The following is a 19,063-nucleotide window of genomic DNA, read 5'->3' as shown; positions in this document are numbered from 1 at the left end:
GGTGGTGAAGCTGCCGGAGGCCAAGCGCGGCTTCGTGCTGCTGCCGCGGCGCTGGGTGGTTGAACGGTCCTTCGCCTGGGCCACCCGCTTCCGGCGACTGGCGAAGGACTATGAGCGCTATGCCAGAACTTTGGCCGATCTTCACCTCGTCGCCTTCGCCTGCATCATGCTCAAACAGGCCGCTTTACTCGCCACAGGTCCATAACAGCCTCTAGAAGCCACACCCGCATGCCGCAATGATCAGCCCGGCGCGGGGTATAACAAGAAACTATCTGGGCCCGGCCAAGATACGGCCTGCCTCCGGGAAGGCTATAATGCCGCGATATAGGCACCCGACCCGGCCGTATTGTTACATCTGCCGCCCTGCACCTTAATGCGCCGGCCATGCTGGTTGGCTGAGGCGGGGTTGAGCGGGGCTTGATGGCAAGCCCTCTGCCTTTCCCCCGGATCCTCGGTCACGATGATCTGAGTTCAGAACAACAAGATTTCGGGGCGGAGCCACAGGGAGGCATCCATGGCATTTGCAGCGTTGACACGCCGCCATCTTCTGGCGGCGGGATGTGCCGCGGGCATCCTGCCGCGCAGCGCCCGGGCGGCCTTTCCGGACAAGCCGGTCCGCTGGATCGTTGGCTACCCGCCCGGTGGTTCCACCGATGCGATCGCCCGGCTGCTGGGGCAGTCCTTTTCCATCCGGATCGGGCAACCCGTCGTGGTCGATAACCGACCCGGCGCCGGAAGTGCCGTTGGCGCCGCGGCCCTGGCTGCCGCGGCCGGCGATGGCTACACCATGATGGGTGCTGACAATGGCACGCTGATCATCAACCCCATCGCCTACCGCAACCTGCAATACGACCCGGAGCGCGATTTCCGCCCTGTCGGACTCTATGCCGGCATCAATATCCTGCTGGCTGTGAAAGGAAACTCGCCGATCCGCACGGCCTCCGAATATCTGGAAAAGGCACGTGCGGCCCGCGAGCCAATCCCCTATGCCAGCCCCGGGATCGGCAGCCCCCTGCATCTTGCCATGGAGCGCCTTGCCCTGGAGGCCAGGGTTTCTCTCAGCCACGTGGCGTATCGTGGCATGGCTCCCGCCCTGAACGACGTCCTGAGCGGTGCCGTGCCCAGCCTGGTCATCGACTACGGGACAGCGGCGGAAATGGCGAAGGCGGGCCAGTTGCGCGTGCTGGCCACCTTCTCGGCACAGCGACTGCCGGGCATGCCCGACGTGCCGACCTTGGCCGAACAGGGCCTGCCCGGCTTCAGTGCCAGCGCGTGGCAAGGCCTGATCGTCCCGCGCAGGACACCGGATGCGATTGTCGAGCGCCTGGCCGATGCCTGGTCTTTCGCGCTGGGTGAACCACAGGTGAGGGCGCGTTATGCCGAGCTTGGACTGGATAGACTGCCCAGTGACCCGCAGAGCTTCATGGCGCGCTGGAAGGGCGATCAGGCCCATCTGGCAGCCGCTGATCCGCGACCTCGGCATCCGGCTCGACGGATAAGGGCAGGCGCGGGATCGCCCGCGCCAGGACGAAGCGGACCAACCAGAAGCAAAACCGGGGATCTCCTGCCCTTCTGGTAGATATAACACGATCTTATATCAAATTTTATCTCTGAAGGATTGCCCTTGGTGCTTCCGCCGGGCGGCCATCATCATCGGATAACAGAGGCACCTTCAAAAAAAAACCGGTGCCCTCACTGGGAGGTTTTCCATGGTATCACGCCGCCATTTCACGCTAGCGATGCCGGCCGCCAGCATGGCGATGCTCGCCAAGCCCCGCCCCGCCGGCGCGCAACCGGCTTTCCCCAGCCGCCCCATCCGGATCGTGGTCGCCAATGCACCCGGCGGCACGGATGATCTCATCAGCCGGCGGGTGGCCGACAAGATGGCCGGAGAACTGCGCCAGCCTGTTGTCGTGGAGAACCGTGGCGGCGGCACAACGACCATCGGCGCTTATTCCGTCGTTCGATCGGCGCCCGATGGCTACACGATTTTCTGCATGACCTCTTCCGCCGTTGTCCAGACGGTGCTGCGCAAGAACCTGCCTTACCGGCTTGCCGATTTCACGCCGCTGGTCGGCGCCGGCGGCTTTCCGATGGCCCTGACGCTCTCAGCCAGGACGAATGTGCATTCGGTCGACGACCTGCGCAAACTGGCGCAGGCCGGTGACGGCGTCACCTTTGCCAGTGGCGGCGTCGGCACCATGGCGCACCTGACGGCCACGCGCTTCCTCTCCGAGTTGCAAGGCAAGGGAACGCATGTTTCCTACCGGAACAACCCGGAGGGCCTGCAGGCGCTGTCAGGCGGTTACACGCAGATGATGTTCCCTTCGGTCTCCGAAGTCGTTGGCCTGCGCAAGGAAGGCTATGTCCGCGTGCTGGCCGTGACCTCGCCCACCAGGACATCCAATCTGCCGGATATCCCGACGATGCAGGAGTTGGGCTTCGCCGGCATCAACACGGCCCTCTGGCATGGCTTTATGGCACCTGCCGGCCTGCCTGAGCCCGTTACGGCCTTTCTGTCCCATGCCATCAGCCAGGCCCTCCGGGACCAGGCATTCCTGGAGCATTTCACGCCCCTCGGCTTTCAGGCCGATATCCGGTCGGGCGATGTCCTGCAGCAATACCTGAATGGTGAGGCGGCACGCTGGGGCAAGGTCATTTCTGACAACAACATCCAGGTCACGGACTGACGCGCGGAGACGCTGATCCCGATGCCGAGCCGACCTCACCCGAAGGATCGTTGAAGGATGCGCTACAACCTTTTCATCGATGGGAATTTCATCGAACCTGAAAGCGGAGAATGGATCGATAGCACTGATCCCTACACGGGCGAGGTTTGGGCACAGATCCCGCGCGGCGATGCGGGGGATGCCGCGAAGGCCGTGCTGGCCGCGAAGCAGGCGATGGCGTCCGGCCCCTGGGCGACGATGTCCGCTTCCGGCCGGGGCGCGCTCCTGCGCCGGATCGCCGACAAGGTCGCGGAGAATGCCGAGCATCTGGCGCGGATCGAGGTGAAGGACAATGGCAAACTCCTCGCCGAGATGCGTGGACAGATGAAGGCCATCGTCCATCAATGGCACTACTATGCCGGGCTGTCCGACAAGATCGAGGGAGCCCTGATCCCCGTCGAGAATGCCGATACGCTCGCCTTCACGATGCGGGAGCCGATCGGCGTCGTTGCGGCGCTGACAGCCTGGAACTCCCCGGTCATGTTTGCGACGATGAAAAGTGCGCCGGCCCTCGCGGCTGGCTGCACCGTGGTGGTCAAGCCTTCTGAGTTCGCCTCGGCCAGCACCTTGGAATTGGCGCGCCTGCTACAAGAGTGCGGCCTTCCGGATGGCGTTTTCAATGTCGTCACCGGTCTTGGGCAGGAAGCGGGAGCTGCGCTCGTGGAGCATCCCGATGTGGCCAAGGTGACGTTCACAGGATCCGATGTGACGGGCGCGCGAATCTATGAAACCGCCGCGCGTAGCATGAAGCGTGTCTCCCTCGAACTTGGCGGGAAGTCACCTAATATCGTTTTCGAGGATGCCAATCTTGACGCCGCGGCCGCCGGCGTGATCGCGGGTATCTTTGGTGCCGCAGGCCAGATGTGCATCGCCGGCTCACGCCTGCTTGTGCAGAACTCGATCAAAGAGGCCTTCACCGCGCGCCTGGTGGCAATGGCCTCGCGCATCCGCCTCGGTGATCCCATGTGCCCCGAGACCAATGCGGGGCCCATTGCCACTCCGCCACAATACCAGAAGGTTCTGGATTACATCGCTGTAGCCAGGAGCGAAGGGGCCCGTTGCATCCTCGGGGGTAAGCCGGCCGAAGGACCTGGAATCCGTGGCGGTCAGTTTGTCGAGCCGACCATCTTCACCGATGTCAGGAACACGATGCGGATTGCCCAGGAAGAAGTGTTCGGCCCTGTTCTCTCGATCATCGGCTTCGAGAGTGAGGACGACGCTGTCTCGATCGGCAATGATGTGGCCTATGGTTTGGTCGCCGGTGTCTGGACGGAGAGCATCGCCCGGGCCGCGCGCCTGTCGAAGGCCATGAAGGTTGGCACGGTCTGGGTCAACACCTACCGCTCCTACAGCCACATGATGCCATTCGGCGGCATGAAGAAATCTGGCATCGGGCGCGAAAGCGGTATCGAGGCTGTGCACGAGTATCTCGAAACCAAGAGCGTCTTCATTTCGACCGCCAGCCTTGCCCCTGAAAACCCCTTCGTCATGCGCTGATGGCACGCATACGAGCCAGGAGAGTATCATGCCTGAAACAGAAGATTTCGTGGAACAGCGGAGACCCGCGCTGGAAGGACGCCTGGGCGGAAGGAAGATCGTTGTCACAGGTGCGGGCTCTGGCATTGGCCACCGTATCGCCGTCTTCTTCGCCGAGGAAGGAGCCTCGCTTCTCCTGCTCGACCAGGACCAGAGCGCGCTTCAGCAGACTGCCAGGATGACGGGCGGGATGGCTTTTGCCGTTGATATCACCGACGAAGAGGCCGTGACACAAGCCATAGACAAAGGCGCGGCGTCGCTCTCCGGCCTGGATGGCGTTGTGAACGCCGCGGGGATCATGCGCAAGGCCGTCATCGAGGAAGCACCGGCAGCTCTCTGGCGGCGTGTGATCGATGTGAATCTCACGGGAACCTATATCGTCACGCGCGCCTGTGTGCCGTGGATGCGGAAGGCCACATCAGCAACCGTCGTGAACATCGCTTCAGCCCAGGGTCTTCTGCCCAATGCGGCTGGCTTCACCGCCTATGCCGCCTCCAAAGGCGGTGTGGTGAACCTGACACGCGCGCTGGCGGCTGAACTGGCGCCGTCGATCCGGGTGAACAGCGTGGCACCCGGCATGGTGGATACCCCGATGGCGGATGGCTATCGGGGGAATACCGGCAATTACGCGCTGAAGCGCTTGGCAGATCCTCTGGAGATCGCGCGGGTTGTGCTCTTCCTGACCAGCTCTGAAGCCTCCTACGTGACGGGTTCCACTCTTGCCGCCGATGGCGGACGATCCTTTCACTGAAAGCCAAAGCACGGGAAATCAGATTCCCCCGGGTGGTCTTTGCCAACCGGGGGATTCTGTCTTTTCTCAGACAATCTTGATCTGCACGTCGATATTCCCACGCGTCGCGCGCGAATAGGGGCATCGCTCGGTATGCGCGATATGCGCGATCTCCTCGATCTCACCAGGATCACGACCAGGAACGGACACCTCCAGGACGACGGTCAGGCGGAAGAATCCATCATCCCCCCTGCCGATTCCGACCCGCCCCGTGACAGAGGATTCCTGGATGGGGGCTTTCCTGTCGCGGGCAACCCTCAGGACGGCGTTCTCGAAGCAAGCCGCATAGCCAGCCGCGAAGAGTTGCTCGGGATTGGTGGCGGCTCCACCTGGCCCGCCCAATTCCTTCGGGTGCGCCAAGGGCAGGTTCAGCACACCATCTTCGGAACGGACATAACCATGCCGGCCGCCAACCGCCGTTGCTGAAGCTGTATAAATAATATTCATTCACCCCTCCAAAAACAAAAATAAGCTCGTGAATTATTTTTCCTATTGAGCGCAATACGCCACATTCCGGATAACCGCATGCTCTCACCGCAGAGGCGCGGCACAGCCAGTGGGCGCCATCAGATGATCCAAGCTGCGGTTCGCAGCCAGACACCGCATGGGCATGCCCCACATGCGCGGCACGGACTGACTCCGGTGTGTAGCGTTTTCATCGAGCCTGAAAAGAAAAGCGCAAGAATGCCTACACCGCTGGTTCTCGCAGGTGAGCGATGCCGCACGGGCGCAACGCGATCATGCCAAGGTGTTTTCGCAGAGCATGGCAGCGGTGTTGTCCTTACCCTCGCGCGCGGAATCGCATCTTTCGCAATATCCAATCCCCCAAAAAACTTTGAGAAGGCTACGATTTTCCTCCTCTCTCCCATGCCTTTGCCTGCGCTGAAGCCGCGGAAAGCAGGAATCCAAGATCGTTGCCAACCGAGACATATCGGGCCCCCATCTCGACAAGTTCTCTGGCAAGCGCAGGCCTTGTCCCAAGGCCACCGATGCCCAGCGTGCGCCCGTGGCGGCGGCACGCCGCGATGCAGTGGCGGTAGGCCTCCCGCACCTGGGGATGGTCATGCTCGCCAGGAAATCCCAGGGAAGCGCAGAGATCATTGGTTCCGACAAGAAGCATGTCGACACCATCGACCGCCGCAATCGCATCTGCGGCATTCACAGCCGTTCCTGATTCGATCATCGCCACAACCATGGTCGCCGCATTCGCTGCCGCCATGGCCTGTGGCGCGGGCACACCCTGGAAGTGGAACAGCGGCGATGGGCCGCCGATGGAACGCTCCCCGAACGGCGCATGCTTGGCCAGCTTCACGACATGGCGGATTTCCTCGGCGGTTTCGATATGCGGCGCGATAATGCCCAAGCCACCGCCATCCAGCACGCGTGACACCCATTCGGGGCCGGTATTCGGCACGCGGACCAGGGGCGTGATCCCGGCATGCAGGCAGGCCATGCAGATCTGGCTCGCCGCATCGAGGGAAAACGTATTGTGCTCCATGTCGATATAGACGGCATCATAGCCGGCGGTGCGGGCGATCGCGGCGATTTCGATCCCGCGCACCAGCCGGACGATCATGGCAATCCCAACCTCGCCACGCGCGAGTTTCTCCTTGAGCGGATTGCCCGGCAGCTTGAGCGCCTGATTCACGTCGCGATCCTCTAGCTGCTATGCGTCAGACCACCATCCACCGCGATGGTCTGCCCCGTCACGAAACCGGCCGCCGAGGTCGCGAGGAAGATCATGATACCCGCGAGATCCTCCGGGAGTTGCCCGCGCCCCAGGCACTGCTCGCCGAGGATCTTGGTGCGGAAGGTCATCGTCGGATTGTGCGTGCGCTCGACCTCCGTGGCGATGGCGCCAGGGCGAAGGCAATTGACGGTGATCCCATAGGAGCCGAGTTCACGCGCCAGCGCGTTGGTCATGCCGATGATCGCGGATTTGGAGGTCACATAGTGCAGATAGTTCGGGATGCCGCGCGGCACAGAGTCCGATGAGATATTGATGATGCGGCCCCAGTTGGCACGGCGCATCGCCGGTGCGACGGCGCAGCATGCCAGATAAGTCCCCGTCACGTTGACCCGCAGAACCTGCTCCCATTCGCTGAGCGGGATCTCATCGAAAGTGCGCTTGTTGATACTGGCGAAGATGGAGGCGTTGTTGATGAGCACATCGATGCGGCCGTAGCGGTGCAGGACTTCATCAGCCATGGCCTCCACCGAGGCCTTGTCGGCAACATCCGTGGTCAGGGCCAGCGCATCGCCATCAGCGGCGATGATCTCGCGCGATACGGCAGAAGCCCTTCCGCCATTCACATCGGCGACAACAACCCTGGCCCCCGCCGCGGCAAACTGGCGCGCGACCTCACGGCCAATTCCCTGCCCCGCGCCCGTGATGATGACGACGCGCTCACGCACGCCGAAGTCACGCGCATAGGCGGGCACACCAGAATCAGCGGGGGCATGCGTGGTCGTGAGTGTGTCCATTGGCGTTTTCTCTCCCGGGCTGCGGCCCTGCCCCGTGGCTGGGGATCCGGCCTTTCCTGATCCTGTCTATTCCTCCCCAGGCCTGGCCTTCCAGATGGAAGGCCACCGCCTGCGCTCTTGCTATAATCCTGTTTTATATCTTCAAGCACGGCCTGCTTTCCGCACCGGGCGTGGCTGTCTAGGCTGGCGTGGCGGCCAGACCGGGAGGGTTCCATGAAACAACACCAACATTTCTATATCGGCGGTTCCTGGGTGGAGGCGCGGGGCAAGGGCCGCCATATCCTGGTCAACCCGGCGACAGAGGAAGCCTTCGCCACAGTCGGCCTCGGCAATGACGGAGATGTCGACCTCGCGGTGCGCACCGCACGCGCGGCCTTCACGGATTTCTCTGCCACCAGCAGGGAGGAACGGCTTGCACTGCTGGACCGCATCATTGATGGCTGTGTCGCCCGGCAGGAAGATCTGGCACGCACCTTGACGGAAGAGATGGGCTCTCCGGTCAAGGCCAGGGTGCAGGTGACAGGCGCGGCGGAACAATTCCGGCAGGCCCGCAGGACGCTCGCCACCTACCGTTTTGAGCGGATGATGGAAGGCAGCATGGTGCTGCGTGAGCCGATCGGCGTCTGTGGCCTCATCACGCCCTGGAACTGGCCCGTGCAATCGCCCTGCACGAAACTGGCCTATGCCCTGGCAGCGGGATGCACCGTCGTGCTGAAGCCGAGCGAACATTCGCCGCGCAGCGCCCTGCTGCTGGCGGAGATCCTGCACGAGGCCGGCGTGCCGGCCGGCGTGTTCAACCTCGTCATCGGCGATGGCCAGGGTGTCGGGGCCGCCATCAGCCGCCATCCCGATATCGACCTGGTCTCCTTCACGGGCTCGACCCGCGCCGGCATTCTTGTCGCCACGGCCGCGGCGCCGACCGTCAAGCGCGTCGCGCAGGAACTCGGTGGCAAGTCGGCCAATATCATCCTGCCGGGCGCCGACCTTGCCTCCGCGGCACGCTGGACCATCGCGCGCGGCTTCTTCAATTCCGGGCAATCCTGCCATGCGCCGAGCCGGCTCCTGGTGCACCGGGACGAGGCCGCCGCGCTGGAGAACCATCTCATCCAGGCGGCCGAAGCCCTGCGCGTCGGCAATCCGGAAGATCCGGAGACGGATCTCGGCCCTCTCGTCAACCGCGCGCAGTTCGAGCGCGTGCAGGCCTATATCCGCAGCGGCATCGAGGAAGGCGCGCGTCTTCTCACCGGTGGCCCGGGCCGCCCCGCCGGGCTGGAAAAGGGCTACTTCGTGCAGCCGACGGTCTTCGCCGATGTCACGCCGGCCATGACCATCGCGCGCGAGGAAATCTTTGGTCCGGTCCTGTCGCTCCTCTCCTACATCGATACGGAGGAGGCCATCCGGCTCGCGAACGACACGCCCTATGGCCTCGGCGGCTATGTCTTCTCCGCCGATAACGGGGAGGCGCTGCGTGTCGCCCGCGGAATTCGCGCCGGGCGGATCGCGATCAATGGCGCGCCCGCCCACCCCGCAGCACCCATGGGGGGATACAAGCACTCCGGCAATGGCCGCGAGATGGGGGAATTCGGTCTGGAGGAATATCTCGAGACCAAGGCCATCTTCGGCGCGGCGGCGTGACCGCCTGAGCATCAGGCGGCCCCTTCTTCCCATGCGGGGAGAAGGGCAGGGACAGGCCAAAGGCCCGCCGGCCGCCTGACAACGAAAACCAGCACAAGGGAGCCAAGAATGCACAGAAGAAGCCTGCTGGCCGCGCTGGCCATGGGCGGCCTCACGCGGCCGGCTTTCGCCAGCACATCCTATCCAAACCGCCCGATCCGAATCGTCGTGCCCAATCCGGCCGGTGGCGTCGGCGATATCGTGTCGCGCACGCTGGGGGAACGGGCGGCGCGCGATCTCAACGGCCAGATTTTCGTCGACAACCGGCCCGGAGGCAGCACCACGATCGGGACGAACCACGTCGCACGCGCAGAGCCCGATGGATACACGATCCTGAGCCTGACCACCTCCGCCCTGATCCAGACGGTGCTGCAAAAGCTTCCCTACAGCATCCAGCGCGATTTTGTGCCGATCCTCGGTGTCGGCTCGTTTCCCATGGCGCTCGTGGTCTCGAATGCCTCGGGCATCCGCTCCTTCGCGCAGTTGAAGGCCGCCGCCGCGCGCGGCGATGGCGTCTCCTATGGTTCGGGTGGGGCCGGGACGCTGGCGCATCTGGCCGCCGTCAGGCTGCTGAACGAGATGCAGGGCAAGGGAACGCATGTCCCCTTCCGCGGCAATCCGGATAGCCTGCAAGCCATGGCGGGGGGCTTCATCACCATGATGTTCCCCTCAGCCTCCGAGGTTTCCCCCCTGCGCGCGGCGGGGCAGCTGCACGCGCTCGCCGTGACATCGCCGGCACGCCTGCCCAGCCTGCCCGATGTGCCGACGATGGCCGAACTCGGCTTCGAAGATTTCAATGTCCGCCTGTGGTATGCTTTCCTGGCGCCGGCCAATACCGATGCGGCGATCGTCACCCGGCTCGGCGCGGCCTTCGAGGCTGCGCTCCAGGATGCGCAGACCCGTGAGCGCCTCACGGCGGCCGGCTTCACGCCGGAAATCCGTGGCCCCCAGCAATTGGCGCGCTTCATGAATGAGGAGGCCCGGCGCTGGGGCCAGGTGGTGCGTGACAACAGGCTCAGCGCGATGGATTGATCCCAAGGCCTGCGCACCACCGCCCTCATGCGGCCGGGCGCATCGGGGCATGCCCGGCTTCTTCCTGGCGTGCCGGCAGGGCAGGACCGGCCGGCGCGCGCGGGTGCTTTTTGCGGAGCCCGGCAGGGCCGCTATAAGCCAGGGCCTCCCGGAAGGAGAGTGGCCCATGCGTGTTGCCGAGCGTCGCGAGCGCATCCTGGAATTGCTGGCCGAGCACCGGCGCCTGACCGTGGAGGCCCTGGCCCGGCAGCTCGGCACCTCGCAGGAAACCATCCGCCGGGACCTGACGGAACTGGCCGCGCGCGACCGGCTGCGCAAATTCCATGGCGGCGCCGTGCTGCCGGAGCGGATGGCCGAGGGCGCCTTCGCCCAGCGCATGACCGAGAACCAGGAGGCCAAGCAGGCCATCGGCGAGGCGGCGGCCCCGCTGTTCGGCCCGGGCGAGACGCTGTTCATCGATACCGGCTCCACCACCCTGGCCTTCGCCGCGGCGCTCGCGCGGCAGGACGGGCTGACGGTGATCACGAATTCCATCGGCATCGCGCAGCATCTCTCGCGCGGCGGCGGCAACCGCGCCTTCCTGCTGGGCGGCGAGCACCGGCATGATGCCGGGGAGAATGTCGGTTCCCTGGTGCTGCAACAGCTCTCCGGCTTCCAGCCGGACCACGCGGTGCTGACGGTGGGCGGCATCACCGCCGATGGCCTCCATGATTTCGACCTCCAGGAGGCGGAGATCGCACGCGGCATGATCGAGCGCGCCCGGCGGGTGACGGTGCTGGCCGATGCCAGCAAGTTCGGCCGCCCCGCCCTGTTCCGCCTCTGCGGCCTGCCCGCCATCGCCCGGCTGGTCACGGAGCGGGCGCCGCCGCCGCCGCTGCAGGCGGCGCTGCAGGCCGCCGGGGTGGAGGTGATCCTGGCGGCCGGGGCCGGCCCCCGCAGGGAATGACTGAATCCACATTTCATCTGGCATGATTTGACCGCTCGGTCATATACCTCCGGCATGACACGCGCGCAGACCGGGCCGGACCCCGCCTTCGACATCCTCATCATCGGCGCCGGGGTGGTCGGCTGCGCGGCCTTCCGCGCCTTCGCCATGGCCGGCCTGCGGGCGGCGCTGGTGGAGCGGGGGGCCGATCTGCTCAGCGGCGCCAGCAAGGCCAACAGCGCCCTGCTCCACACCGGCTTCGATGCCGTGCCCGGCAGCCTGGAAGCCCGGCTGATGCGGCAGGGCCATGCCGCCTACCGTGCCCTCCACGCGCGGCTGGGCCTGCCACTGCTGGAGACGGGCGCCATCGTGGTGGCCTGGACGGAGGCCGACCTGGCGGCCCTGCCGGGCATCGTCGCCCGCGCCCATGCCAATGGCGTGGCCGATGTCCGGCTCCTCTCCGCGCCGGAGGTGCGCCAGCGCGAGCCGCATCTGGCGCCGGACCTGCTGGGCGGCGTGCTGGTGCCGGGGGAGGCGGTGATCGACCCCTGGTCGGCGCCCCTGGCCTATGCCCGCCAGGGCCTCGCGCATGGCGGCACGCTGCTGCGCGAGACCCGTGTCACGGCGGGGCGGCAGGCGGAGGATGGAAGCTGGCAGCTGGAAACCTCGGCCGGCCCGCTGCGGGCGCGGGTGGTGGTGAACTGCGCCGGCAACCAGGGCGACATCGTGGAAGCCATCGCCCGCCCCAGCCCCTTCGAGATCCGCCCGCGCAAGGGCCAGTTCGTGGTGCTGGACAAGACGGCCTTCGCCCTGGCCCGGTCCATCATCCTCCCCGTGCCGAATGAGCGCACCAAGGGGGTGGTGATCAGCCGCACCGCCTTCGGCAACCTGCTGGTCGGCCCCACCGCCGAGGAACAGCAGGACCGCGAGGCCGCCACGGTGGAGGAGGCCGCCCTGGTGGAGCTGCTCCGCCAGGGCCGCCGCATGATCCCCGCCCTGGCGGAGGAGCCCGTCACCGCCACCTATGCCGGGCTGCGCCCGGCCACGCAGTTCAAGGACTACCAGATCGAGGCCCTGCCGGCGCGGCGCTGGATCACGGTGGGCGGCATCCGCTCCACCGGGCTGACCGGCTCGCTCGGCATCGCGGCCTATCTGCTGGAGCTGTACGGCGCGCATTTCGCCCCCCTGCCCCCGCCGCCGGAGCCGATCTGGACGCCGGTGCCCAACCTCACGGAAACCCTGCCCCGCCCCTGGCAGCAGCCCGGCCGGGACGAGATCATCTGTCACTGCGAGATGGTGACGCGCGCCGAGATCACCGCCGCGCTGGCGCCCCCCCTGCCCGCCGGCGACCTCGGCGGGCTGAAGCGGCGCACGCGCTGCATGATGGGGCGCTGCCAGGGCTTCTACTGCACCCGCCGCGTGCTGGAGATCGCGGCGCCGCACCTGCCCGGGCTGGTCGCGCCGCTGGATGGGGGGGCGGGCTGATGCGCCAAGCCATCATCATCGGCGCCGGCCCAGCGGGGCTGACGGCGGCGCGCCACCTGGCCGCCGCCGGGCTGCGCGACGTGCTGGTGCTGGAACGCAACCCGGAGGCCGGCGGCCTGCCGCGCTTCGCCGCCCATCCGGGCTGGGGGATGCTCGATTTCCACCGGCTGTGGAGCGGCCCGCGCTACGCCCGCGAACTGGTGCGCGCGGCGGCGGCGGCGGAAATCCGCACCGGCCACAGCGTCACCGCCCTGGCGCCGGGGGGCGGGGTCGAGGTCAACAGCGCCGCCGGGACGGAGACGCTCCACGCCCGCGCCGTGCTGCTCGCGGCCGGCATCCGGGAAATGCCGCGCAGCGCCCGGCTGCTCTCCGGCACGCGGCCCTGGGGCGTGCTCAGCACCGGCGCCTTCCAGGAGATGGTCCATGCCGGCGGCATGCGGCCCTTCCTCCGCCCGGTGATCCTGGGGACGGAGCTGGTCGCCTTCTCCGCCCTGCTGACCGCCCGCCAGGCCGGCATCCGCCCCGTGGCGATGCTGGAGGCCGGGCGCCGCATCACCGCCCGCCGCCCCGGCGACTGGGTGGCGCGCCACCTGCTCGGCGTGCCGGTCCGCACCGCCACGCGGCTGCTGGCGGTGGAGGGGCAGGGCCGGGTGGAGGCGGTGCTGGTGGAACGGGACGGGCGGCGGGAGCGCATCGCCTGCGATGGCGTCATCCTCTCCGGCCGCTTCGTGCCGGAGGCGGCGCTGGCGCGGGCCGGCCATCTCACCATGGACCCCGGCACCGGCGGCCCCGCCATCGACAATCACTGGCGCTGCTCGGACCCGGCCTTCTTCGCCGCCGGCAATGTGCTGCGCCCGGTGGAGCATTCCGGCGCGGCCGCCGCGGAGGGCGCCGCCGCCGCGCGGGCCATGCTGCGCGCCCTGGAGGGCCGCCTGCCGCCCCCCTCGGCCGCGCTGCCGGTCGTGGCGGCGGGGGGGCTGCGCTATGTCTATCCCCAGCGCGTGGTGCCCGGCGATGGCATGGTGCGGCTGCTGGCCCGCGCCGCCGCCGCCGGGCGGGGCTGGCTGCGCCTCTCCGCCGGCGGGGTGGTGCTGTGGCAGCGGGCGATCCACGCCCTGCCGGAGCGGCGCATCACCCTGCCCCTCGATACCGGCCTGCTCAGGGGTGCCGCCGGGGTGACGGTGGAACTGGCATGAACGGCATCCTGGCCCTCGACCAGGGCACGACCTCCAGCAGGGCCTATCTGTGGCGGGATGGCGTGCTCTCCCTGGTGGGCCAGCGCGCCCACCGGCAGATCCGCCCCCGCCCCGGCTGGGTGGAGCATGACGCGGGGGAAATCCTGGCGCAGCTTGGGGAGCTGGTGCGGCTGGCCGGCCCCTGCGCCGCCGCGGGCCTCGCCAACCAGGGCGAGACCGTGGTGGCCTGGGATGCGGAAAGCGGCCAGCCCCTGCACCATGCCATCGTCTGGCAGGATGAGCGCACCGCCGATGCCATCGCCCGCCTGAAGGCACAGGGGGTGGAGGCGCTGACCCTGGCGCGCGCCGGGCTGCCGCTCGATGCCTATTTCTCCGCCGGCAAGCTGCGCTGGCTGCTGGACAATGCCGCGGGTGCCCGCGCGCTGCTGCGCCAGGGCCGGCTGCGGCTCGGCACCAGCGACGCCTTCTTCCTGCACCGGCTGACCGGCACCTGCGCCACGGACCCTTCCACCGCCTCCCGCACCAGCCTGATGGATCTGCGCCGGCTGTGCTGGGATGCGGAGCTCTGCGCGGCCTTCGGCGTGCCGGTGGAGTGCCTGCCGGAGATCCGCCCCACCACGGGCGGCTTCGGCCAGCTGCCCGGTGGCGCCCGGATGGTGGCCAGCGTGGTGGATCAGCAGGCCTCCCTCTTCGGCCATGGCTGCCGGGAACCGGGCGACCTGAAGATCACCTTCGGCACCGGCGCCTTTGCCCTTGGCCTCACCGGCCCCGCGCCGGTGGGCGGCATGCCGGGCGGGCTGCTGCCCACCTGCGCCTGGCAGATGGCGGGGCAGGCGCCACTCTATGCGCTGGATGGCGGCCTGCTGACCGCCGGCGCCACCATCGAGTGGCTGCGGGAATGCGGCCTGCTGCCCGGTGGATATGCCGGGTTGGACGGCTTCACCGGCCCCAGCGCCCTGGCACGCGGGCTGGCCTTCGTGCCGGCGCTGGCGGGGCTGGGCAGCCCGCACTGGGACCGCGCCGCGCGCGGCACCTGGCTGGGGCTGGACCTCTCCACCGGGCCGGCGGATCTGCGGCGGGCGGTGCTGGAGGGCATCGCCCTGCGGGCGGCGGAGCTGGTGCGGGCGCTGCGCGGCGCGCTGGATGGCTTGCCGGGGGGCACGGGGCGTATCGCGGTGGATGGCGGGCTCAGCCGCAGCGCCTATTTCACCCGCTTCCTGGCCGATGCGCTGGGCATGCCGCTGGAGGTGGCGGGCTCGGCCGATATCACGGCGCTGGGCGTGCTGCACCTGTGCCTGGAGGCGCTGGGCCAGCCGGAGCGGCCACGGCCGGACGGCACCCGGCGCGTGGCGCCGGAGGCGCCACTGCCACCCGCGCTGCATGACCGCTTCGCCCGCGCCATCGCCCTGGCGCGAGGCTGGGCGGAGGGATGAACGGGCTTTGCCCCCTCAAACGCCCCCCTTTCTTTCCCTTGGACAGGGGATGGGGTCCCCTGCACCCGCCTTCTGTTGGGTTTCCAAAGGCCTCAGGCCTTTGGTGGGGAGAGTTTGAGAGGGGCGAAGCCCCTCTCAAGACCATGCCCCATGCCGGCCGACGGCCTCTCAGCCCCTGCGGACGTTCCAGAAGGTGGCGAAGCCCGGCAGCACGCCTTGCAGGTCGGAGCGGTAGGCGGTGGGCTGGATATACTGGCCGAAGGGCAGGTAGGGCACGTCCACTTCCAGCGCCTGCCGCTGGATCGCCTCGGCCACGGCCTTTTGCGCGGCGAGGTCGGGCGCCGCGAACCATTGCCCGCGCAGGGCTTCCAGCCTTTCGCTGCTGGGCCAGCCGAAGAAGCTGCCATTGCCGCGGAGCATCAGGTGCCCGGCGGGGTCCAGGTGGTCGATGCCACCCCAGGAGGAGCAGTAGCAGCTCCAGCCGCCCTTCTCCGTCGGCTCCCTGCTGGCGCGGCGCTGGATGACCGTGCCCCAGTCCACTGCCTGATAGTCGACCTCCAGCCCGACGCGCCGCATCATGTCGGCGGCGAGGTCGCAGGCATTCTTGACATTGGGCACGTCCTGCCCGGCGAGCATCACCACCTTCTCGCCCTGGTAACCGGCCTCACGGATGGCCTTGCGCACCGCGCCGAGGTCGCGCGGGCCGGTCAGGGCGGCAAGGCCGGCCTCGTTCGCCATCGGCGTGCCGGGGCAGAAGACGCCGACGCCGGTGCGGTACATGCGCGGATCGTCGCCCACCTGGGCCTGCATGAAATCCGCCTGCTCGATGGCGCCGAGAAGCGCGCGGCGGATGGCCGGGTTGTCGAAAGGCTTTGTGAGGGTATTCATGCGCATGGTCGGGATCATGCCCGTGGGGTCGCTGATCTCGACCTTCACGCCGCGCCCGCGCGCCAGCGCCGGCAGGAGGTCGTGCAGCGGGTATTCCCACCAATCGGCCTCACCGCTCTGCAGCGCGGCGCCCGCGGTGGCCGCGTCGGGCACCACCTTCCAGGTGACACGGTCGAAATGCACGACCTTCGGGCCGCCCGTCCAGCCCGGCGCGCCGCCTTCGCGCGGCACATAGCCGGCGAATTTCTCATACACCACCTGGGCGCCGGGCACGCGCTCCTCCGCCCGGAAGCGGAAGGGGCCACTGCCGACCATCTCGGTGACCTGCGTGAAGGCATCGGTCTGCGCCAGGCGCTCCGGCATGATGGCGCACATCAGGGAGGGCGCCTTGCCCAGCGCATGGGGCAGCAGCGGGAACGGCGCCTTCAGGCGGAAGAGGATGGTGCGGTCATCGGCGGCCGATATCTCATCGGTGGCCGCCATCAGCGCCTGGCCGAAGGCATCGCGCCTGCCCCAGCGCCGGATGCTGGCCACGCAGTCCCGCGCCAGCACGGCCTCGCCATCATGGAAGCGCAGGCCAGGGCGCAGCCGGATGCGCCAGACCTTCCCCTCCTCCTCGACCGCCGCGCCCTCGGCCATCTGCGGCACGGGGCGCAGATGGGCATCCAGGCCGAAGAGCGTGTCGAACACCATGTAGCCGTGGTTGCGGGTGACATAGGCGGTGGTCCAGACCGGGTCCAGCACCGCGAGATCCGCCTGCGGGATGAAGGTGAGCGCGCGCTGGCCCTGTGCCGCCACCAGCGAGGGCCTCGACAGCAGGGCGCCCGAGGTGGCGGCCGTCTTCAGGAAGCTGCGGCGCAGCATGGTGTCGTTCCTCTCTCGCGGGCCTGGAGCCGGTGTCTGGCACGCGGCGCCGGGCCGCATCCTGCGGTGGGAAGCCTAGGAACATCACGCCCGATCGGTCAAGATTTAGAAATTTTCTTGTCTGAACAGTCAATTTTTTGCCGATTTCCCGACCACATCCCTGGGCCGAGGCGCGGGGCCTGGCCGGCGGGCCGCCAGATCACGGTTTGAGTTCGCGGGGGAAGTCCGGTATGGCCCGGGCGGAGCGGGAAAAGCCTGAGCAGCCCGCCGGAACGCCTCCATCCTGCACCGGGCCCACGAGAACACGACCAGGACATGCCGCCCAAGAAGCCCAGGCTCCCCCGGCAGGAAGCCAATCCAGCCAGCCCGTTCTACCGGATCGAGAAGTCCCCCCTCTATCATGCGGCGCGGCTCGTGGGCGCCTATCACCGGCGCATGAACGCGGTGCTGAAGCCCATCGGCATGGATGTCCCGCAATGGCGGGTGCTGGGCCTGCTGGACGCGCGCGGCCCGTCCACCGTCTCCCGGATCGCCGACGAGGCCGTGGCCCAGCTCTCGACCATGGCGAAGATCATCCAGCGCATGGCGCTCCAGGGCCTCGTCACCACGGAAGTCTCCAGCGAGGATGCCCGCTCGGTCATCGTCTCGATCACCGGCCAGGGTCGGGAGGCCCTCGAACAGGTTCGCGAGAAGGCCGGCCTCATCTTCGAGGAAGCCTTCCGCGGCGTGGCGGACGAGGAAATGCTGGAATTCGCCCGGCTGGCGGAGAAGATCTACGGCAACCTCTCGCTCTGACGCCCTGGGCTGCCCGCCGGGGCCGGCTCTTCCTGGGCGCCCGCGGGCAGCACGAAGTCATAGCGCAGGACCGCCCCGCCCGTGCCCCGCTCCAGCGGCCGGATCAGTGAATCCTTGACGCCGAAGACCACATCCGAATCCAGGTAGGGATCATCCGCCAGGAAGAGGTGGGTCACGAGCGTCGTGAAGCCCGGGGCGCCGATCATGAAGTGCACATGGGCGGGGCGGTAGGGGTGCCGCCCCTGTGCCTCCAGCATCCGCCCCACCGGACCGTCATGCGGAACCGGGTAGAAGGAGGGCACGATGGAGCGGAAATGGAAGCGGCCCCGCGCATCGGTGCGGAAACGCGCCCGCAGGGCGAGGCCCGGGGCCCCGGCATCGCCTCTCTGCACGTCGTAATACCCCTGCGCATCCGAGTGCCAGACATCGACCCAGGCACCCGGCAGGGGGCGCCCCCCGGTATCGCTCACCGTGCCCTCGACGCGCATCGGCTCGCCCGCGCAGGGGCCGGCGATATCGGCCCCCAGCGGCAGCTCGGGCGGCCCCTCGACATAGAAGGGGCCGAGCACCGTGGTGTCCGTCGTCCCGCCCTGGCCGGCATGGTTGATGGCATCGACGAGCATGGAGACGCCCAGCGTGTCGGAGAGCAGGATGAACTCCTGCCGGGTCGCCGAGCACATCGCCCCGACCCCGGTCAGGAAGGCGATGCCCTCCCCCCATTCCGCCTGGGTGGGCCTCACCTCGCGGATAAAGGCGTGCAGGTGGCGGACCAGGGCCTCGCTCACCTGGCGCGCGCGTGGCGAGCGGGCGCCGGAGAGGCGTTCCAGCACGGCGCGGGTGATGCGGCCCTCGTCGAAATTCCTCATCGGGTTTCCTCCCGCGGTTCAGTCGTAGGAGGGCGCCTCACCCGGGAAGGCGCGGCGCAGCGGCGCGGGCGGCACCGCGCCGCCATACCGCGCCGCCATACCGCGCCGCCATACCGCACCGGCGACCGGCCGGATGCGCACCCCTGGCCGGGACAGCCCGGTCAAGGCCGCCCCCCGCCGGCAGGCGGGCAGGCGGCGGCCTCGCGCAGGAAAGCCTCCTCGGGCATGCCCTCGGCCCTGTCATCCTCCCCGGCCGCCATCTCGATCCGCACCATCCGCACCCCGAAAGGGTCGGACCATTGCTGGATCACCCGCACCCGAAGGCCGCGGAACAGGTAGGTGCCCCACATCTCGGCCTGCGCCATC

19 protein-coding genes are annotated in these 19,063 nt (G+C 68.0%); 12 read left to right on the top strand and 7 right to left on the bottom strand.

The window, feature by feature from the left end; genetic code table 11:
• From NON00_RS08210 to NON00_RS08190, 5 genes are all read left to right on the top strand, one after another.
• Positions 1-205 (top strand): transposase (locus NON00_RS08210; protein WP_256019617.1); only part of this gene is annotated, 205 nt, incomplete at its 5' end.
• 309 nt (positions 206-514) lie between these two features.
• Entirely contained in the window at positions 515-1,579 is a 1,065-nt protein-coding gene (locus NON00_RS08205) for a tripartite tricarboxylate transporter substrate binding protein (protein WP_256019614.1), read from the top strand.
• A gap of 130 nt (positions 1,580-1,709) precedes the next feature.
• Complete coding sequence (locus NON00_RS08200; protein ID WP_256019611.1) at positions 1,710-2,690, top strand: tripartite tricarboxylate transporter substrate binding protein; 981 nt, start codon at positions 1,710-1,712, stop codon at positions 2,688-2,690.
• 57 nt (positions 2,691-2,747) lie between these two features.
• Entirely contained in the window at positions 2,748-4,226 is a 1,479-nt protein-coding gene (locus NON00_RS08195; RefSeq protein ID WP_256019608.1) for an aldehyde dehydrogenase, read from the top strand.
• A 28-nt stretch (positions 4,227-4,254) separates the two neighbouring features.
• On the top strand, positions 4,255-5,016 hold the full coding sequence (locus NON00_RS08190; protein ID WP_256019606.1) for an SDR family NAD(P)-dependent oxidoreductase: 762 nt from the start codon (positions 4,255-4,257) through the stop codon (positions 5,014-5,016).
• A 66-nt stretch (positions 5,017-5,082) separates the two neighbouring features.
• On the opposite strand, the gene NON00_RS08185 is transcribed toward NON00_RS08190, so the two are convergent.
• From NON00_RS08185 to NON00_RS08175, 3 genes are all read right to left on the bottom strand, one after another.
• Positions 5,083-5,502, bottom strand: coding sequence for an organic hydroperoxide resistance protein (locus NON00_RS08185; RefSeq protein ID WP_256019602.1), 420 nt, complete (start codon positions 5,500-5,502; stop codon positions 5,083-5,085).
• Positions 5,503-5,899: 397 nt separating this feature from the next.
• Positions 5,900-6,703, bottom strand: a complete 804-nt coding sequence (locus tag NON00_RS08180) for an aldolase/citrate lyase family protein (RefSeq protein WP_256019599.1) — start codon at positions 6,701-6,703, stop codon at positions 5,900-5,902.
• Positions 6,704-6,714: 11 nt separating this feature from the next.
• The gene (locus NON00_RS08175) at positions 6,715-7,539 is read right to left on the bottom strand and encodes an SDR family NAD(P)-dependent oxidoreductase (RefSeq protein ID WP_256019595.1); all 825 of its coding nucleotides are present in this window, start codon (positions 7,537-7,539) and stop codon (positions 6,715-6,717) included.
• 213 nt (positions 7,540-7,752) lie between these two features.
• Here NON00_RS08175 and NON00_RS08170 point away from each other — a divergent pair, with 213 nt between their 5' ends.
• From NON00_RS08170 to NON00_RS08145, 6 genes are all read left to right on the top strand, one after another.
• Positions 7,753-9,174 carry an aldehyde dehydrogenase family protein gene (locus NON00_RS08170; RefSeq protein ID WP_256019574.1) on the top strand — a complete coding sequence of 474 codons (1,422 nt, stop codon included), beginning with the start codon at positions 7,753-7,755 and terminating at the stop codon, positions 9,172-9,174.
• A gap of 108 nt (positions 9,175-9,282) precedes the next feature.
• Positions 9,283-10,245, top strand: a complete 963-nt coding sequence (locus NON00_RS08165) for a tripartite tricarboxylate transporter substrate binding protein (protein ID WP_256019571.1) — start codon at positions 9,283-9,285, stop codon at positions 10,243-10,245.
• Positions 10,246-10,411: 166 nt separating this feature from the next.
• Positions 10,412-11,191, top strand: coding sequence for a DeoR/GlpR family DNA-binding transcription regulator (locus NON00_RS08160; protein WP_256019567.1), 780 nt, complete (start codon positions 10,412-10,414; stop codon positions 11,189-11,191).
• 54 nt (positions 11,192-11,245) lie between these two features.
• A complete protein-coding gene (locus NON00_RS08155; RefSeq protein WP_256019564.1) occupies positions 11,246-12,655 on the top strand; it encodes an NAD(P)/FAD-dependent oxidoreductase in 1,410 nt (469 codons plus the stop codon).
• Positions 12,655-13,851 (top strand): NAD(P)/FAD-dependent oxidoreductase, encoded by a 1,197-nt coding sequence (locus NON00_RS08150; protein WP_256019561.1) that lies wholly within the window; start codon positions 12,655-12,657, stop codon positions 13,849-13,851. The genes NON00_RS08155 and NON00_RS08150 overlap by 1 nt, the downstream gene beginning before the upstream one ends.
• On the top strand, positions 13,848-15,284 hold the full coding sequence (locus tag NON00_RS08145) for an FGGY family carbohydrate kinase (RefSeq protein WP_256019558.1): 1,437 nt from the start codon (positions 13,848-13,850) through the stop codon (positions 15,282-15,284). The genes NON00_RS08150 and NON00_RS08145 overlap by 4 nt, the downstream gene beginning before the upstream one ends.
• Positions 15,285-15,452: 168 nt before the next feature.
• Here the strand turns inward: NON00_RS08145 and NON00_RS08140 are convergent, their stop codons facing one another.
• Positions 15,453-17,036, bottom strand: a complete 1,584-nt coding sequence (locus NON00_RS08140) for an ABC transporter substrate-binding protein (protein WP_256019555.1) — start codon at positions 17,034-17,036, stop codon at positions 15,453-15,455.
• A gap of 315 nt (positions 17,037-17,351) precedes the next feature.
• Here NON00_RS08140 and NON00_RS08135 point away from each other — a divergent pair, with 315 nt between their 5' ends.
• A complete protein-coding gene (locus tag NON00_RS08135; protein ID WP_256019553.1) occupies positions 17,352-17,831 on the top strand; it encodes a MarR family winged helix-turn-helix transcriptional regulator in 480 nt (159 codons plus the stop codon).
• On the opposite strand, the gene NON00_RS08130 is transcribed toward NON00_RS08135, so the two are convergent.
• From NON00_RS08130 to NON00_RS08120, 3 genes are read right to left on the bottom strand one after another with little or no spacing between them, the layout of a single operon-like run.
• Entirely contained in the window at positions 17,810-18,697 is an 888-nt protein-coding gene (locus tag NON00_RS08130) for an intradiol ring-cleavage dioxygenase (protein ID WP_256019552.1), read from the bottom strand. The genes NON00_RS08135 and NON00_RS08130 overlap by 22 nt on opposite strands.
• A gap of 18 nt (positions 18,698-18,715) precedes the next feature.
• Entirely contained in the window at positions 18,716-18,862 is a 147-nt protein-coding gene (locus NON00_RS08125; protein ID WP_256019549.1) for a hypothetical protein, read from the bottom strand.
• Positions 18,859-19,062 carry a hypothetical protein gene (locus NON00_RS08120; RefSeq protein WP_256019546.1) on the bottom strand — a complete coding sequence of 68 codons (204 nt, stop codon included), beginning with the start codon at positions 19,060-19,062 and terminating at the stop codon, positions 18,859-18,861. The genes NON00_RS08125 and NON00_RS08120 overlap by 4 nt, the downstream gene beginning before the upstream one ends.
• Position 19,063 lies beyond the last annotated feature (1 nt).

The sequence above is a fragment of the Roseomonas sp. GC11 genome, from assembly GCF_024437745.1.
Lineage (GTDB): Bacteria > Pseudomonadota > Alphaproteobacteria > Acetobacterales > Acetobacteraceae > Pseudoroseomonas.
Note: the sequence above shows the minus strand (reverse complement) of the source record. Positions and strands in the feature narration are given on the sequence as shown.

Bases quoted from the DNA above. Each gene is read 5' to 3' on its own strand.
- NON00_RS08145 (WP_256019558.1), top strand. From the start codon at position 13,848: ATGAACGGCATCCTGGCCCTCGACCAGGGCACGACCTCCAGCAGGGCC.
- NON00_RS08120 (WP_256019546.1), bottom strand. From the start codon at position 19,062: ATGGCGCAGGCCGAGATGTGGGGCACCTACCTGTTCCGCGGCCTTCGG.
- NON00_RS08140 (WP_256019555.1), bottom strand. From the start codon at position 17,036: ATGCTGCGCCGCAGCTTCCTGAAGACGGCCGCCACCTCGGGCGCCCTG.
- NON00_RS08130 (WP_256019552.1), bottom strand. From the start codon at position 18,697: ATGAGGAATTTCGACGAGGGCCGCATCACCCGCGCCGTGCTGGAACGC.
- NON00_RS08175 (WP_256019595.1), bottom strand. From the start codon at position 7,539: ATGGACACACTCACGACCACGCATGCCCCCGCTGATTCTGGTGTGCCC.
- NON00_RS08195 (WP_256019608.1), top strand. From the start codon at position 2,748: ATGCGCTACAACCTTTTCATCGATGGGAATTTCATCGAACCTGAAAGC.
- NON00_RS08135 (WP_256019553.1), top strand. From the start codon at position 17,352: ATGCCGCCCAAGAAGCCCAGGCTCCCCCGGCAGGAAGCCAATCCAGCC.
- NON00_RS08190 (WP_256019606.1), top strand. From the start codon at position 4,255: ATGCCTGAAACAGAAGATTTCGTGGAACAGCGGAGACCCGCGCTGGAA.
- NON00_RS08185 (WP_256019602.1), bottom strand. From the start codon at position 5,502: ATGAATATTATTTATACAGCTTCAGCAACGGCGGTTGGCGGCCGGCAT.
- NON00_RS08150 (WP_256019561.1), top strand. From the start codon at position 12,655: ATGCGCCAAGCCATCATCATCGGCGCCGGCCCAGCGGGGCTGACGGCG.
- NON00_RS08205 (WP_256019614.1), top strand. From the start codon at position 515: ATGGCATTTGCAGCGTTGACACGCCGCCATCTTCTGGCGGCGGGATGT.
- NON00_RS08165 (WP_256019571.1), top strand. From the start codon at position 9,283: ATGCACAGAAGAAGCCTGCTGGCCGCGCTGGCCATGGGCGGCCTCACG.
- NON00_RS08200 (WP_256019611.1), top strand. From the start codon at position 1,710: ATGGTATCACGCCGCCATTTCACGCTAGCGATGCCGGCCGCCAGCATG.
- NON00_RS08160 (WP_256019567.1), top strand. From the start codon at position 10,412: ATGCGTGTTGCCGAGCGTCGCGAGCGCATCCTGGAATTGCTGGCCGAG.
- NON00_RS08170 (WP_256019574.1), top strand. From the start codon at position 7,753: ATGAAACAACACCAACATTTCTATATCGGCGGTTCCTGGGTGGAGGCG.
- NON00_RS08155 (WP_256019564.1), top strand. From the start codon at position 11,246: ATGACACGCGCGCAGACCGGGCCGGACCCCGCCTTCGACATCCTCATC.